The following is a 13,150-nucleotide window of genomic DNA, read 5'->3' on the forward strand; positions in this document are numbered from 1 at the left end:
CGAGCGCGAGCGCGAGCGCGACGCGCGCGACAACCCGCCGCCGCCCAGGCCCGCCCCGCCGACCCCGCCCCGCCGACCCCGGCGCGCGACGCCAGCCGCTTCGCCGAGCGCCGCGACGCCCTGCGCCTCGCGGCGCAACGCGTGGTCTGGTCCGAGTACGAGCCGGCCGACTATGAGAACGAAGCCGGCTATTACTTCGACCTGATCGAGCAGCGCCTGGCGCGGCGGGCCCGCGATAGCCGCTTCGGCCTCGTAGCCCAGGACGACGACTGGGCGGTCGAGCCGCTCGACGACCGCGTCGTGCGTCTCTGCCGCGACCTGGGCCTGCCCGAAGCCGCCGCCCGCGCCTGGCGCGACCTCCCCGACCCGCCGCCGGAAGCCTTCGAGCGCCCGGACGATGCGGACGACGAGGATGAGGACGACGAGGATGGGGACGACGACGCGCCGCCGCCCGACAACTCCGCCTGACCCGGCGCGACGCGCCTTGGCGCCGCCCGGCCCGCCGGCCTAGATGTCGTCCATGCGCACCGACACCCCCCAGCCGATCCGGCTCTCCGACTATCGCCCGCCCGCCTTCCTGGTGGACGCGGCGCACCTCACCTTCGTGCTCGAGCCGGACCGCACGCGGGTGAAGGCCCGGCTGACCATCCGCCGCAACGGCGAGCACGCCGAGCCGCTGGTGTTCAACGGCGAGCGGCTGACGCCGGTCTCGGTCGCCGTCGACGGCCGGGTGCTGGGCGAGGCCGAGCGTACGATCGACGCCGAATTCCTGACCATCCCCGGCCTGCCCGACGCCTTCGTCCTGGAGACCGAGGTCGAGATCGATCCGGAGAACAACAAGGCGCTGGAAGGCCTCTACATGTCCGGCGGCCGCTATTGCACCCAGTGCGAGGCCGAGGGGTTCCGCAAGATCACCTTCTGGCCCGACCGCCCGGACGTGCTGAGCCGCTTCACCGTGCGCATCGAGGCGGACCGGAAGATCCGCCACCTGCTGTGCAACGGCAACCTGATCGAGACGGGCGACCTGCCCGACGGCCGCCACTTCGCGGTCTGGAACGACCCCTTCCCCAAGCCCAGCTACCTGTTCGCCCTGGTCGGCGGCGAGCTGGACGTGCTGGAGGACAGGATCACCACCATGAGCGGCCGGGTGGTCGACCTGCGGATCTATGTCGACACCGGCATGGCCGCGCGCGCCGCCTACGCCATGGACAGCCTCAAGCGCTCGATGAAATGGGACGAGGACGCCTACGGCCGCGAGTACGACCTGGACCTGTTCATGATCGTGGCGGTCCGCGACTTCAACTTCGGGGCGATGGAGAACAAGGGGCTGAACGTGTTCAACTCCTCGCTGCTGCTGGCCGATTCCGAGACGGCGACGGACGCCGACTATGAGCGGATCGAGGCGGTCGTCGCCCACGAGTACTTCCACAACTGGACCGGCAACCGGATCACCTGCCGCGACTGGTTCCAGCTGTGCCTGAAGGAGGGCCTGACGGTGTTCCGCGAGCAGGGCTTCTGCGCCGACATGCGCGGCCACGCCGTGGGCCGCATCAAGGCGGTCAAGGCGCTGCGGATGCGCCAGTTCGCCGAGGACCAGGGGCCGCTGGCCCACCCGGTCCGTCCGGCCAGTTTCATGAAGATCGAGAACTTCTACACCGCCACGATCTACGAGAAGGGCTCCGAGGTCATCGGCATGCTGAAGACCCTGATCGGGGCCGACGCGTTCCGGGCGGGCATGGACATCTACTTCGACCGCTGGGACGGGCACGCCACCACGGTCGAGGCCTTCATCCAGTGTTTCGCCGAGGCGTCCGGCCAGGACCTGTCGAACTTCTTCGCCTGGTACGAGCAGGCCGGCACGCCGCGCGTGGGCCTGACCGGCCGCTATGACGACGCGGCCCGGAGCCTCGAGATCACCCTGACCCAGAGCCACCCGCCGACCCCCGGCCAGGGCAAGAAGCGCCCGGTGCCGATCCCGGTGATCATCGGCCTGCTGGACCCCGAGGGCCGCACCCTGGCCTTCGAGCGCGACGGCCAGGCGGTGGACGAGACCGTGGTGGTGCTGGATGCGGCGCAGACCACGGTCACCCTGACCGGCGTCGACTCAGCCCCTGTGATCTCCGCCCTGCGCGGCTTCTCAGCCCCGGTGGTGCTGACCACCGACGCCCAGCCCAAGGACCGCTACCTGCAGCTGGCCTCCGACCCCGACCTGTTCAACCGCTGGGAGTCCGGCCAGGAGTTGGCCGCCGAGCTGATCCTGTCGCGCGCCGCCGGCCGGCCCAACGAGGTGGGCGAGGAACGCTACGCCGAGGCCGTCGGCCGGGCGCTCAACGACCAGGCCTCGGACAACGCCTTCAAGGCGTTGCTGCTGGCGCTGCCGGCCGAGACCGACCTGGCCCTGCTGCGCAGCCCGGTGGATCCGGCCGCCCTGCACGAGGCCCGCGATGCGCTGCGCCTGCGGCTGGCGCTGCACCTCAACGCCGAACTGCGCCGGCTGCACACCGGGCTGCAGGACCTGGGCGAGTTCTCGCCCGACGCCGCCGGGGCCGGACGCCGCGCCCTGCGCAACGCCGCGCTGGAGCTGATGGCCGCCAACCCGCGCCACGACATCGCCGACATGGCGCTGGGCCACTTCCACGCGGCGGCCAACATGACCGACGCCATCGGCGGGCTGAACGCCCTGATGCTGATCGGCGGGGCGACGTTCGACGCGGCGCTGGCCGAGTTCTACGACCGCTGGAAGGACGAGCCGCTGGTGGTCGACAAGTGGTTCGCGATCCAGGGTCGTGACCAGAGCGAAGAGGCCCTGGGCCGGGTCCTGGGCCTGACCGCCCACCCGGCCTTCGACGTGCAGAACCCCAACCGACTGCGCGCCCTGGTCTCCAGCTTCGCCAACTTCAACCCGGCGCGGTTCCATGACGAGAGCGGCGCCGGCTACCGCTTCCTGGCCGACCAGATCATCGCGGTCGACCGCTTCAACCCGATGACCGCCGCCCGCCTGGTCGACACCCTGGGCGGCTGGCGGCGGCTGACACCCGAATTGGGTAGGCTGATGCGCTCGGAACTGGAGCGTATTGTCGCGGTCGAGGGCCTCTCCAAGAACGTTTACGAATTGGCGACGCGCGCCCTCAATTGATGCGTCATTAAACCCACGAGACCGTGGGCGACGGTTCAGCTTAAGCTTGCGCGGGACACGGGTATTTCCGATCGCGGAAGGTGAAGGAGCGGCGGCCTTGGCCGGACGCGGGGGACAAAGTGTGACGGGCGTCGCGGCGGAACGGCGCGGGCGAGATCGCATGTCCGCGCCCAAGCGCCATTCCGGCCCGGGCATCCTCGCCGTCCTGCTGCTGCTGGCGATGTTCATGGTGCTCGGGCTGATCCGCCTGGACCACCTGGCCGCGGGCATGCCCGAGGTCGTGGCCTGGTTCCTGATCCCCGCCGCCGTGGCGTTCGCGCTGGGGGTGCTGCTGATCCTGGAGATGCGCCGGGTCGAGCGGGTGCAGGCCGCGCGCAGCGATTCCGAACAGCGGTTCCGCAGCGCCGTCGAGGCCGCCCGCTGCGGCATCTGGGAATGGGACCTGGCCGCCGACAAGATCTTCATGTCCGAGGTCACCGCCTCGCTGTTCGGCTGGCGCAGCGGCCTGATCGAGGGCCAGCAGGTACTGGAGCGCGTCGCCCCCGGCCACCGCGACGACATGCGCGAGGCGCTGTCGACCGCCGCCATCTATGGCGACTTCGACGTCTCGTTCCGGGTGCCGCCGATGGCCGGCGCGCGGCCGGTGTGGATCGACTTCCGCGGCCGCGGCTTCGGCGAGGCGGCGGAGGGCGGCTTCGCCCGGATCATCGGCGTGGCGCTGGACGTCACCGAGGAGCGCCTGGCCCAGGCCCGCGCCCAGTCCGCGGAGAGCCGCCTGCGCGACGCCATCGAGAGCACGTCGGAGGCCTTCGTCCTGTGGGACCGCAACGGCCGCATGGTGATGTGCAACAAGAACTTCCGCAGCTACTTCCAGCTGGACGGCGAGATCCTCAAGGCCGGCGTCGGGCGCGAGCAGGTGGAACGCGCCGCCCGCCTGGCCATCCGCCAGGAATACCCCGCCCCCGGCGGCCGGCGCGGCGTGCGCGAGGCCGAGCTCTCCGACGGCCGCTGGGTGCAGATCTCCGAACGCTCCACCGCCGAGGCCGGCCTGGTGGTCACCGCCGCCGACATCACCGTGCTGAAGACCCAGGAGGAGGCCCAGCGGATCAAGGAGGAGGAGCTCCGCCGCGCGGTCATCAACCTGGAGCAGAGCCAGGAGCAGCTCAGCGAACTGGCCCGCAAGTACGAGGCCGAGAAGATCCGCGCCGAGGGCGCCAGCCAGGCCAAGAGCGAGTTCCTGGCCAATATGAGCCACGAGCTGCGCACGCCGCTCAACGCCATCAACGGCTTCTCCGAGATCATGGCCGGCGAGATGTACGGCCCGGTCGGCGACCCGCGCTACCGCGACTACGCCCGCGATATCCTCAGCTCGGGCCAGCACCTGCTGAACCTGATCAACGACATCCTCGACATGTCGAAGATCGAGGCCGGCAAGATGAGCCTGCGCTTCGAGCCGGTCCTGCTGGAGGAGATCGCCGAGGACGCGCTGCGCCTGGTCCGCAACCGGGCCGAAGCCGCCGGCCTGTCGCTGATCCTCGACTTCGTCGACCTGCCGGAGGTGGAGGCCGACCACCGGGCGATCAAGCAGGTGCTGCTGAACCTGCTCTCCAACGCCATCAAGTTCACGCCACGCGGCGGCCGGGTGACGGTCCGCGCGGAGCGCCGCGAGGACCAGCTGGGCGAACGCGTGCGGATCAGCGTGCAGGACACCGGCATCGGCATCTCGCCGCGCGACCTGGAGCGGCTGGCCCGGCCGTTCGAGCAGGTTGAAAGCCAGCAGTCCAAGACCACGCAAGGCTCCGGCCTGGGCCTGGCGCTGACCAAGGCGCTGGTCGAGATGCACGGCGGCCTGCTGGACCTGCGCAGCGCGCCGGGCCAGGGCACGACCGCCAGCTTCGCCCTACCGGTTCGGCAGAGCCTGCCCGCCGCCGGCGCGGCCGCCGCCTGACACCGGGCGGGCCAGCGCTTCCCCGAACCGCGCCCGGTCCGCGGCCGGCAGGGTGGCCGCGAACGTGACGAGGCGTCGGTCCAGCTCGGCGCGGCTGGCCTGCTCCACCGCCCGGGCCCGCTGCAGATTGGCCAGGGTGGCGGTCGGGTCGAACGCCGGGTCGCCGAAGCCCAGCATCGATTGGCGGACCAGCTGGCGGGCTTCGCGGACCTTGGGGCCGTAGGTCTGGGCGAAGCTCGGCATCTGGGCGCGCCAGGCGGCCTGTTCGTCGGGCGTCAGCTCGCGGACCGCGGCGGCCACCGGATTGCGGGGCCGTGGCTGCGCCGCCTGCGCCGGCAGCTTCCCCCCGGCCAGATGGACGCCCACGAAGGCCCCGACCACGAACACGTTGAGGGCCATGGATACGAACAGCGCGGCGGGCAGCAGCCAGCGGGGCATCAGGCCTCCTCGTCAGGATAGGCGCCGGTGTCGTCGGCGGTGACCGCGGTCACGACGGAATCGGTCTCCGGGATCGCCGGCGTCGACAGCCGCGCCCCCAGGATCATCCCGGCCGCGCAGGCGGCGGCCAGGCCCGCGCCCAGGCCGGCCGGGGCCAGCCAGCCCGTCCAGCGCCACGCTCGGCGCGGCGTTGGCGCGTCGGCCACGATGCGGTCCATCAGGCCCGCGGCGGCGCGGGGCGGGCCATAGGCGTCCAGCGCGGCGTCCAGGTCTCCGGCTCGGGCGAGGGCGGCCTGCGCCCACGCCGGCCGCGCCGCCATCGCCTGGGCGGCCGCCTCGCGCTCGGCGTCCGGCCAGCGGGCGACATCGCCGCCATAGGCCTCCGCGAGGGTTTCGAAGCGTTCGGGGGTCATGCCGTCCGGGGTCATTGGGCTTTCAGAGCTCCTTCATGTCCGCCAGCGCCGCGCGCAGCGCCCGGCGGCCGCGCCCGAGCAGGCTCTCCAGCGCCTCGACGCTCACCCCCATGACGGCGGCGGCCTCGATATTGCCGAGCTCCTGATAGTGGCACAGCACGATCGCCTCGCGCTGGCGGTCCGGCAGGGCGGCGAGCGCCGCGCCGACCCGCCGGCCGGTGTCCGCCGCCATCAGGCCCCGGTCCGGCCCCGGCCCCTCGTCGGCCCGCTCGGGCGGGTCGGCATAGGCCACCTCGCGGCGCCGCCGCAGGCGGTCGTAGCAGAGGTTCAACGCCACCCGGTGCAGCCAGGTGTCGAACCGCGCCGCGCCCGGCCGCCACTTCGGCGCCTGTTTCCAGACCCGCAGGAAGGCCTCCTGGGCGACGTCCTGCGCCTCCTGCCGGTCGCCCAGAATCCGGCCGGCCAGCGACAGCAGGCGCGGCAGCTTGCGGGCGACGAGGGCGCGCACGGCGGCGGGGTCGCCCGTCGCCACCCGCGACAAGAGTTCCTCGTCGGGATCCCCCAAACCTGCCCTCGCCTCCGGGTGCGGGACGCCTATTGCGACGGGCTAGGGCCACGCATCTTCTGCCGCATCATGAGCAGCTCGCCCTTGGAGAGCCAGCCGTCGTTGTTGGTGTCGGCCATCTTGAACCGCTGGACGGTCATCGCTTCCATCTCGGCCTTCGAAATCGCGCCGTCCTTGTCGGTGTCGAGCCGTGCGAAGATGCCGCCGCCATGGCCGGCGCCGGCCGGGCGACCGCGGCCCGCGGCCTCGGCGCGCTGGCGGCCGGCATCGAACTCGGCCTGGGTGATCTTGCCGTCCTTGTTGGTGTCGAGCCGGGCGAACATGTGGGCCTCACGCTCGGCATGGCTGGCCTTGAACTCGGCCAGGGTCACCTTGCCGTCGTGGTCGGCGTCGGGGTCCGGCCGCTCGCGGGCCGGGTCAGGGCGTGCCTGGGCGAGGCTGGCGACGGCGGCGCAGGCGACCGCGAGAAGAGCAATGCGCTTCATAGATCCTCGTGTGACTTTGGGTTACCGGCCCCTTGAGACTTGTACGCCCGAGCTCGGCGAGTCCGTCGCTAGCCTTGAAGCCGCTCATCCCGGCGAAGGCCGGGACCCAGATCGCGAAGCGGTCAGGCTGATCGGATAGGCGCTGAGCCTCTCGAACCCACATCACAGCCAATCCATCTGGGTCCCGGCCTTCGCCGGAATGAGCGGGCGTTTTAGCTCTTCAGCATCGCGGCATAGGCGCCCCGCGCGGCGGTCTGGACCTTGTCCAGCCGGGCGCGCAGGGCCTTGAAGGTGCGCGCCTCGCCGGCCCGGGCCAGCAGGGCCTGGAAGGCCTTGGGCTCGCCGGCCGGGTCGGCGCCGTCGCCCAGCGCCACCTTCAGCAGTTGGGTCAGATCCTGCTGCAGGCGCCAGGCCTCGGAGAGCGCCGTCACGGCCGCGGCCGGCGCCAGGTCGGCGCGGGCCAGGGCGGCCAAGGCCTGGGCGGTGTTGGGCTCCAGCGGACCGCCCTCGGCGGCGTGGGCGATCTGCAGGAACTGGGCGGCGAACTCGATGTCGACCAGGCCGCCCGGCGTGAGTTTCAGGTCCCACTCCCCCTTCGGCGGCCGCTCCCGTTCCATGAGCTCGCGCATCTCGCGGACATCGCGGGCGGTCCCGCGGCGGTCGCGGGGGCGGCGCAGGGCCGCCTCGACCGCCGCCTCGGCGTCGGTCGCGAAGCCGGCGGACGTGGCCCACACCACCCGGGCGCGGGTCAGCGCCAGCAGCTCCCAGGTTTCCGCCTCGCCCTGGTAATAGTGCTCGAAGGCCGCGAAGCTCACCGCCACCGGACCCTTGGTGCCGGAGGGCCGCAGCTGCATGTCGACCGCGTAGAGCTGACCCTCGGCGGTGGGGCTGGACAGCGCCGCGATCAGCCGCTGGGTGAAGCGGCCGTAGAAGGTGGAGGCGTCCCAGCCCTTGAGCGCCGAGCCGGCGGCGGGGTCGCTAGCCCGGTAGAGGGTCATCAGGTCGAGGTCGGAGGTGGCGCTCATCTCGCGCGAGCCGCACTTGCCCAGGGCCACGATGGCCACGTCGCCCGGGAAGGCGCCGCCCAGCCGCACCGCCTCGGCCAGGGCGGCGGGCGCCAGGGCCTCGATGCAGAGGTCGGCCAGGTCGGCGAAGGCGCGGCCGGCCAGCTCGGCCGACGCCGTGCCGCTCATCACCTGCACACCGACCCGGAACGCCTGATCGCGATGCACCCGGCGCACCACGTCCATGGCCGCCTCGAAGCCGTCGGCCCCGGCGACGGCGCGTTCCATGTCGGCGCGCTCGAGGGCGATCTCGATCTCGGAGAAGAAGTCCGGGTCGAGCATGGCGTCGATGGCCTCGGGCCGCCGCCCCAGCGTGGCCGCCAGGTGCGGCGCGAAGGCGAGCACCTGGACCACCAGCTCGAACAGCTTGGGCTGGGCCAGGAACAGCGACTGCAGCTGCACCCCGCCGGATAGGCCTGCGAAGAAATCGCAGAAGCGGTTGAAGGCAGTCTCCGGCGCGCCGGTGGCATGGGCCGCCTCCAGCAGCCGCGGGGCCAGGCGGGTGAACAGCTCGCGGCCCCGCTCGGTGCGGGTGGCCGGCACGCGGCCGTGGTGCCAGGCGCGGATGGTCTGGGAGACCCGGGCCGGGTTGGGGAAGCCCATCCGGGCCAGGGTCGCCAGGGTCTCCGCGTCGTCGTCGACCCCGGTGAACACCAGGCTGCCGAACCGCGAGGACAGCGCCTCCTCCTCGGCGAACAGCTCGCCGTAGCGGGCGTTGACCGCCTTCAGGGTCCGGGTGATCTCGGCGTCGAAGCTGCGCAGCGGCGCGTGGCCGCAGAGCGCGGCGACCCGCCGGCGGTCGACGTCCGCCTCGGGCAGGCGATGGGTCTGTTCGTCGTCCAGCATCTGGACGCGGTGCTCGACGCAGCGGAGCCGGCGGTAGGCGGCGGTCAGTTCGGCGGCGGTGTCGGGCGCCACGTGGCCGGCGGCGGCCAGGGCCTGCAGCGCGTCCAGGGTGCGGTTGCTGCGCAGCTCAGGGTGGCGGCCGCCCAGGATCAGCTGCTGGGTCTGGACGTAGAACTCGATTTCGCGGATGCCGCCGCGCCCCAGCTTCAGGTCGACGCCAGCCGCCGAGACCCGCTCGTCCACCTTGTGGGCATGGATCTGGCGCTTGATCGAATGGATGTCGGCGATGGCCGCGAAGTCCAGGTGCTTGCGCCAGATGTAGGGCTGCAGCTCGCGCAGGAAGTCGCGGGCGGCGGTCAGGTCGCCGGCGCACGGCCGCGCCTTGATGAAGGCCGCCCGCTCCCAGTTCTGGCCGACGCTCTCGTAGTATTCCAGGGCCGCGGGGACGGCCACGGCCAGCGGCGTCGAGGCCGGGTCGGGACGCAACCGCAGGTCCATGCGGAAGACGTAGCCGTCGGCGGTGCGGGCCTGCATCAGCTCGCAGACCCGCTGCGTCAGGCGCACCGCGAAGGCCTGGGGCTCAACGTCCGGGGCCAGCGGCAGGGCGTCGGGCTCGAAGAACACCGACACGTCGATGTCGCTGGAATAGTTCAGCTCGACGGCGCCCTGCTTGCCCATGGCGATGCAGAACCAGCCGGGGACCGGGCCCTCGTCGCCCTCGCCCAGCCGGGTGAGACGGCCCGCCGCGAGCTCCCCCCGCGCGGCCGACGCCAGCGCAGACTGCACGGCGGCGTCGGCGAATCGGGTCAGGGCGCCGGTGACCTGGTCCAGGTCCCAGACGCCACCCAGGTCGGCGAGCGCGGTGAGCAGGTGCAGCTCTTGCTTAAGGATGCGCAACGGGGCGGCGGCCGCCTCGGGCAGGAGGTCGGCGACGGCGGCGGTGCGGGCCAGGATCGTCTCGAGCCGCTCGTCCGGATCGGCGGCCAGCAGGTCCGCCAACCGCTCCGGGTCGCGCCGGACCAGGCTTGCCAGATAGGGCGACGCGCCGAAGACGGGGGCCAGGGCGGGCCAGGCGGTCACCAGGGCCGGCGTCCACGGGCGCTCTGCCAGCAGCCCCCGCAGCCGCTCGGCCGCCTTGGCGTCGAGGACGGGTCCGCAGGGCTGGAGATGGTCGGCGAGGGTCAGGTTGGGGCCCCAAGCAATGACGCGATATCGCGCCGACCGTGGATCACGCGCCAGACCTCTATCCGGCCGTCGCCCTCGACGTAGAACACAAGGTAGGAATTGCGACCCAATGGCCGGCTCCGGAGCCCGGCAATACCCAGCGTGATGCCATAGTGGGGCGAACCCGCGCCCGGATGTGTCGCTATCGTTGCTAGCGCCGCGCGGAGTTCGGCGACGAATCCGAGGGCGACATCCTCACCGGCTTCCAGACGGTAGTAGCGGGCGGCGGCTCGCATATCCTGGCGCGCCCGCTCGCGCGGAACGACCCGCCTCGGCTTCATCCGGCTTGATGGCCGCGCGCGATATCCCGAAGCTCCCCGAAGTCGTCCTCCGTCATAGGACCGGTCAAGGGCGAGGTTGCCCCTTCGAGCAGCATCGCGCGTAGCTTCTCCCGGTCGAGCTCGCGCCGGATCAGCTCCCGGATGTACTCGCTGCTGGTCGCATAGCCCCGCTCCGCCACCTGGTCGTCGACGAACGCCTTCAGCGCCTCTGGCAGGGAGATGTTCATGGTGCTCATGCCGCCGACGATACGCCCATGGCAAAATATGGCAAGAATGGTCCTAGGGTCGCGGCAGGATGAACGCCACACGCAGGCCGGGGCCCATGTCGCCGACCTTGCCGGGGCCTTCGGAGAGTTCAAGGCGGCCTCCGTGGGCCTCGGCGACCGCGGCGACCAGAGAGAGGCCGAGGCCCGCGCCCGGTTCGTTGCGGCTGTTCTCCAGGCGCACGAAGCGCTGGATCACCCGCTCGCGGTCCTCGTCGGGGACGCCCGGGCCGGTGTCGGTGACCGAGAACTCCACCTCGCCGGAGGAACGGCGGCGCACGCGCAGCATGATCGCCCCGCCGGCCGGGGTGTATTTCACCGCGTTGTCGAGCAGGTTGGCGACCGCCTGGGCCAGGAACTCGCGGTTGCCGCGCACGCTCAGGTCCCTGGTCAGTTCGGCGGAGAATTCGAGGTCCTTCTCCTCGCAGAACGGCTCGTAGAGCTCGGCCATGTCGGCGGCCAGGTCGGCGGGGTTGAAGATCACCGGGCTGGGCGCGGCGCCGGCCGCCTGCAGCCGGGCGATGGAGAGCACGGCGCCGAAGGTCTTGAGCACCCCGTCGGTGTCGGTCAGGGCCTGGGCCAGCGCCTCCTCGGCGTCGCCCTTGCCGGCCTCGACGTCGATGTAGGCGGCCTCCAGGCGCGCCCGCAGGCGGGTCAGCGGCGAGCGCAGGTCGTGGGCGATGGCGTCGCCGGCGTGCTTGTGTCCAGCCATGGATCGTTCGAGACGATCCAGCATCTCGTTGACCCCCTGGGCCAGCTCGTCGAACTCGTCGCGGGTGCCGCGGACCCGAGCGCGCACCCCGGACTCGCCGTTGCGCACCCGCTCCACCACATCGATCAGGTCGACCATGGAGCGCGAGACATTGCGGCTGACCAGCACCCCGCCGGCCAGGCCCAGGATCACCACCAGCAGGCCCGAGGCCTGCAGGGCGCGGACGATCTTGGCGACATAGGCTTCGTCCTCGCCGGCGTCGGCGCCGACGAACAGGATTTCCCCGCCCTTCAGCCGCTCCTGCAGGCCACGCGCCGGGTGCTTCGCCTGGTGGCCCTGGGCGTCGACGTCGGTGACCTGGAAGGTGGCCTTGGTGGGCGCACCGGTGAAGCCCTCCACCGGGCTCTCCTCGATAGAGCCGGAGATGCGTCGGCCGTCCTTGGTCAGCAGCAGATAGAGGAACGGCTTCTCGCTGGCGGCGCGCTCGATCAGCGACTGGTTGACGGCGTCGACGCCGGCGCGGTCGTAGACATCCACCAGGGAGCGCATTTCGCGCCGGATCTCCTGGTCGGTGCGCCGCGTCGCCTCGCCGGCGGTGGCGACATAGATGTAGGCCAGGAACGCGAACGCCGCGCTGGCGAACAGCGCCAGGAACAGCAGCGTCAGCCGGAACGGCGTTGTCCGGAAGATGCGCGGCAGGCGGACGGCCATCCTTGCCTTACCCGTTTACGGGGAAGGGGAAAGTGGGGACACACACCACTTTTCCCGAGGCGCGGGTTTCCGATGTCCAACGGCGGAGTGGGGGAAAGTGGTGTGTGTCCCCACTTTCCTACGCGTCGAGCCGGTAGCCCGCGCCGCGCACGGTCTGCAGCATCGGCCGGTCGAAGCCCTTGTCGATCTTGGAGCGCAGGCGCGAGATGTGCACGTCGATGACGTTGGTCTGCGGGTCGAAGTGGTAGTGCCAGACCTTCTCCAGCAGCATGGTGCGGGTCACCGACTGGCCGGCGTGGCGCATCATGAACTCCAGCAGCTGGAACTCGCGCGGCTGCAGGTCGATCTCCTTGCCGGCGCGATGCACGGTGCGGGCGATCAGGTCCATCTCCAACTCGCCGACCTTGAGCAGGGTCTGGACCGAGCCCGTGTCGCGCCGTCGGGCCAAGGCCTCGATCCGCGCGATCAGTTCAGCGAAGGCGTAGGGCTTGACCAGGTAGTCGTCGCCGCCGGCCTGCAGGCCGTCGACCCGGTCGCCGACCTCGCCCAGGGCCGAGAGGAACAGCACCGGGGTGCGGTCGCCCTCGCGGCGCAGGGTCTCGACCAGCTGGACGCCGTTCATCTTGGGCATCATGCGGTCGACGATCATCACGTCGAACGCGCCGTCGCGGGACGCGGCCAGGCCCTGTTCGCCGTCATGGCCGCGGACACAGTCGTGGCCGGCCTCGCCGAGGCCGCGGGCCATGGCTTCGGCCGCCTCGAGGTCATCCTCGACGATCAGGATCCGCATGTGATTCCCGTCCCCATCAGAGGGGGAGGTTACCCCGAAACCTTGATCGGCAGGAAGGCGGTGCGGCCGTTGCGATAGACGCCCACCAGCACGCTGGTGCGACCGGCCTTCTTGGCCGCGTCGACCACCGCCGCCAGGTCGCCCGGCGCGATGACCGCGCGGTCGTTGGCGCGGGTGATGACGTCGCCGCGGCGCAGGCCCTTGGTGCCCGCATCGGAGGACTGGTCGACGTTCTCGACCAGGGCGCCCTTGATGTCGGCGGGCAGGTTCAGGC

13 protein-coding genes are annotated in these 13,150 nt (G+C 71.6%); 3 read left to right on the top strand and 10 right to left on the bottom strand.

The window, feature by feature from the left end:
* The 3 genes from Q0R13_RS07050 to Q0R13_RS07060 all read left to right on the top strand — a co-directional run.
* Positions 1-468, top strand: a 468-nt coding sequence (locus Q0R13_RS07050; RefSeq protein ID WP_293901550.1) for a hypothetical protein, incomplete at its 5' end; no start/stop codon positions are given.
* A 52-nt stretch (positions 469-520) separates the two neighbouring features.
* The gene (gene pepN / locus Q0R13_RS07055) at positions 521-3,136 is read left to right on the top strand and encodes an aminopeptidase N (RefSeq protein WP_293901553.1); all 2,616 of its coding nucleotides are present in this window, start codon (positions 521-523) and stop codon (positions 3,134-3,136) included.
* Between the two features lie 160 nt (positions 3,137-3,296).
* Complete coding sequence (locus Q0R13_RS07060; protein ID WP_293901556.1) at positions 3,297-5,084, top strand: ATP-binding protein; 1,788 nt, start codon at positions 3,297-3,299, stop codon at positions 5,082-5,084.
* On the opposite strand, the gene Q0R13_RS07065 is transcribed toward Q0R13_RS07060, so the two are convergent.
* From Q0R13_RS07065 to Q0R13_RS07105, 10 genes are all read right to left on the bottom strand, one after another.
* Positions 5,037-5,522 (bottom strand): periplasmic heavy metal sensor, encoded by a 486-nt coding sequence (locus Q0R13_RS07065; RefSeq protein ID WP_293901559.1) that lies wholly within the window; start codon positions 5,520-5,522, stop codon positions 5,037-5,039. The genes Q0R13_RS07060 and Q0R13_RS07065 overlap by 48 nt on opposite strands.
* Positions 5,522-5,950 carry a hypothetical protein gene (locus Q0R13_RS07070; RefSeq protein ID WP_293901562.1) on the bottom strand — a complete coding sequence of 143 codons (429 nt, stop codon included), beginning with the start codon at positions 5,948-5,950 and terminating at the stop codon, positions 5,522-5,524. The genes Q0R13_RS07065 and Q0R13_RS07070 overlap by 1 nt, the downstream gene beginning before the upstream one ends.
* 7 nt (positions 5,951-5,957) lie before the next feature.
* The gene (locus tag Q0R13_RS07075) at positions 5,958-6,500 is read right to left on the bottom strand and encodes an RNA polymerase sigma factor (RefSeq protein ID WP_293901564.1); all 543 of its coding nucleotides are present in this window, start codon (positions 6,498-6,500) and stop codon (positions 5,958-5,960) included.
* Positions 6,501-6,529: 29 nt separating this feature from the next.
* On the bottom strand, positions 6,530-6,985 hold the full coding sequence (locus Q0R13_RS07080) for an EF-hand domain-containing protein (RefSeq protein WP_293901567.1): 456 nt from the start codon (positions 6,983-6,985) through the stop codon (positions 6,530-6,532).
* A 212-nt stretch (positions 6,986-7,197) separates the two neighbouring features.
* Positions 7,198-10,134: a bifunctional [glutamine synthetase] adenylyltransferase/[glutamine synthetase]-adenylyl-L-tyrosine phosphorylase gene (locus Q0R13_RS07085; RefSeq protein WP_293901580.1), complete on the bottom strand. Its 2,937-nt coding sequence runs from the start codon at positions 10,132-10,134 to the stop codon at positions 7,198-7,200.
* Complete coding sequence (locus Q0R13_RS22610; protein WP_366852543.1) at positions 10,077-10,400, bottom strand: type II toxin-antitoxin system RelE/ParE family toxin; 324 nt, start codon at positions 10,398-10,400, stop codon at positions 10,077-10,079. The genes Q0R13_RS07085 and Q0R13_RS22610 overlap by 58 nt, the downstream gene beginning before the upstream one ends.
* Positions 10,397-10,627: a type II toxin-antitoxin system ParD family antitoxin gene (locus Q0R13_RS07090; RefSeq protein WP_293901569.1), complete on the bottom strand. Its 231-nt coding sequence runs from the start codon at positions 10,625-10,627 to the stop codon at positions 10,397-10,399. The genes Q0R13_RS22610 and Q0R13_RS07090 overlap by 4 nt, the downstream gene beginning before the upstream one ends.
* A gap of 52 nt (positions 10,628-10,679) precedes the next feature.
* Positions 10,680-12,086, bottom strand: a complete 1,407-nt coding sequence (locus Q0R13_RS07095) for a HAMP domain-containing sensor histidine kinase (protein ID WP_293901572.1) — start codon at positions 12,084-12,086, stop codon at positions 10,680-10,682.
* Between the two features lie 118 nt (positions 12,087-12,204).
* Positions 12,205-12,876 carry a response regulator transcription factor gene (locus tag Q0R13_RS07100; RefSeq protein WP_293901574.1) on the bottom strand — a complete coding sequence of 224 codons (672 nt, stop codon included), beginning with the start codon at positions 12,874-12,876 and terminating at the stop codon, positions 12,205-12,207.
* A 29-nt stretch (positions 12,877-12,905) separates the two neighbouring features.
* On the bottom strand, positions 12,906-13,150 hold a 245-nt coding region (locus Q0R13_RS07105), incomplete at its 5' end, for a PDZ domain-containing protein (protein WP_293901577.1).

It is taken from the genome of Phenylobacterium sp., from assembly GCF_025351295.1.
In the GTDB taxonomy this organism is placed as follows: domain Bacteria; phylum Pseudomonadota; class Alphaproteobacteria; order Caulobacterales; family Caulobacteraceae; genus Phenylobacterium.

Coding starts and splice junctions, on each gene's coding strand:
- Q0R13_RS07070 (WP_293901562.1), bottom strand. CDS start 5,950: ATGACCCCGGACGGCATGACCCCCGAACGCTTCGAAACCCTCGCGGAG.
- pepN (WP_293901553.1), top strand. CDS start 521: ATGCGCACCGACACCCCCCAGCCGATCCGGCTCTCCGACTATCGCCCG.
- Q0R13_RS07100 (WP_293901574.1), bottom strand. CDS start 12,876: ATGCGGATCCTGATCGTCGAGGATGACCTCGAGGCGGCCGAAGCCATG.
- Q0R13_RS22610 (WP_366852543.1), bottom strand. CDS start 10,400: ATGAAGCCGAGGCGGGTCGTTCCGCGCGAGCGGGCGCGCCAGGATATG.
- Q0R13_RS07080 (WP_293901567.1), bottom strand. CDS start 6,985: ATGAAGCGCATTGCTCTTCTCGCGGTCGCCTGCGCCGCCGTCGCCAGC.
- Q0R13_RS07090 (WP_293901569.1), bottom strand. CDS start 10,627: ATGAACATCTCCCTGCCAGAGGCGCTGAAGGCGTTCGTCGACGACCAG.
- Q0R13_RS07095 (WP_293901572.1), bottom strand. CDS start 12,086: ATGGCCGTCCGCCTGCCGCGCATCTTCCGGACAACGCCGTTCCGGCTG.
- Q0R13_RS07065 (WP_293901559.1), bottom strand. CDS start 5,522: ATGCCCCGCTGGCTGCTGCCCGCCGCGCTGTTCGTATCCATGGCCCTC.
- Q0R13_RS07060 (WP_293901556.1), top strand. CDS start 3,297: ATGTCCGCGCCCAAGCGCCATTCCGGCCCGGGCATCCTCGCCGTCCTG.